General features: G+C 38.8%; 1 protein-coding gene. It reads left to right on the forward strand.

Features of this window, described 5'->3' with window-relative positions; genetic code table 11:
• The first annotated feature begins 201 nt into the window (after positions 1-201).
• Complete coding sequence (locus tag IQR33_RS25720) at positions 202-1,068, forward strand: hypothetical protein (protein ID WP_193844184.1); 867 nt, start codon at positions 202-204, stop codon at positions 1,066-1,068.
• The last annotated feature ends 408 nt before the right edge of the window (positions 1,069-1,476 follow it).

A 1,476-nucleotide genomic window follows, 5' to 3' on the forward strand; every position in this document is an offset into this window, starting at 1 on the left:
CTCTAGATGAGGGCTTTGCTCAAAAAAATCAAGTGCTTACTGTGATTTTTCACATAACAAACTGTTTAAGAGTGATTCGCAACGCGTGGCATTTTTACTATGCGTTGGTTTAAGTGATTAAGGCGGTTTGCGGCTGCATCGGTATTGCGTTGCTCACACCTTAACAGGGCGTTAGCATTCAATTACAGGAGGTCAGTAACGATGGAAAAATGTCCCAAATGCTCTAAGTTCCGTAAAATTGATGCTCATTTATTTGAGTTGGCGAGCTTTTGCTCAGTGTTAGACAATGTAGCCGATTTTAAAGATGAAGAAGAAGATGCTTTGGTTAGTACTGTAACTATTGGGGAGTGGTTAAAGCTAGCTGCTCAATTGGATAATGTAGTTATCGATACTTGGAAATTCACCGATGGTGCAGAGTTTTTTTGTGAAACAGTTGCTGACGCATGTGATTCTGATACTAAACATTATTCAGCATATTCGACGGCTTTAACAAAGTTTATCTTCGTCTCAAATGCTCTTGAAGAAATGTATCGCTTTATTTCACCTCATTATTTATCTAGCGATAAGGTAAAAAATAGAAAGTTGCGTAAGCCATCTATGCAAGCAACTGCGTTGGTTGATATATATGAAGAAGATGATTTCCCACTTTACTTTAAGCATAAAGTAGAGAATTTTATTGAAGCATTTAACTGCTGTGATTACATCAAAGATAAACCTCTAGGCGGTATGAAAAATGTTAAGTTAGAAGATAATAGTTATGCTCTTCACCTTATCAGAAATATTCGAAACTACGTGGCACATGGCGTATTTCCAATATCCGAAAATCCAGAGTGGACATCTGACTATCTTGCTCACCAAGCACTATATGAAGTTTTGTTAAGTTCATGTCGATTAGCATGTCTTTATATCCAAGTTTTCCTTAATAAGTATAATACTGGAATGCAATCAGATGACTATAGGCTAACAATGCAAGGAGTTGGCTCAGAATTTGACTATTTCCGAGAAAATTGCACACCAGACTTGGCTTTGAAAGTGCACCTTTCTGATACCTTTAGCTTTTTAGACTAACTGAATGCTAACAAACAATTTAAGAGGGATTCCCCACGCTTGGCATTTTTGGTTTGGGTCAAGTTTAGTGTTTACGGCGTTCAATTTAGGTGTCGTGGTCGCGTGGCTCACCCCTTAATTGGGCGTTAGTACGGGTTTGACATCAAAGGTCATAAGTTTTGGTGTTTATCTATTTTGGCGCTCGTATTTACACCTTTCAGTTAGTGCCTTTCACGTTCTTTCCGGTGGCACTATATGCGGAGTGTTCGCTTTGATTTAACCGTTTACGGCTTCTAACTCTTAGCCTATTCCTTTGGCGCTTCTTCATTTTCGTGGTGGCTTTTGAGAGGACTTTGGTTACTTTTGGTGTGGCTGTTGAAGTACGAGGAAAGAATCCTTTTCTAATTTGAAGCAAGTGAAAGTAGGGCT

The sequence above is a fragment of the Vibrio sp. OPT46 genome, assembly GCF_015163535.1.
In the GTDB taxonomy this organism is placed as follows: domain Bacteria; phylum Pseudomonadota; class Gammaproteobacteria; order Enterobacterales; family Vibrionaceae; genus Vibrio; species Vibrio alginolyticus.

Excerpts from the sequence above, each read along its gene's own strand:
- IQR33_RS25720 (WP_193844184.1), top strand. The coding sequence starts at position 202 with ATGGAAAAATGTCCCAAATGCTCTAAGTTCCGTAAAATTGATGCTCAT.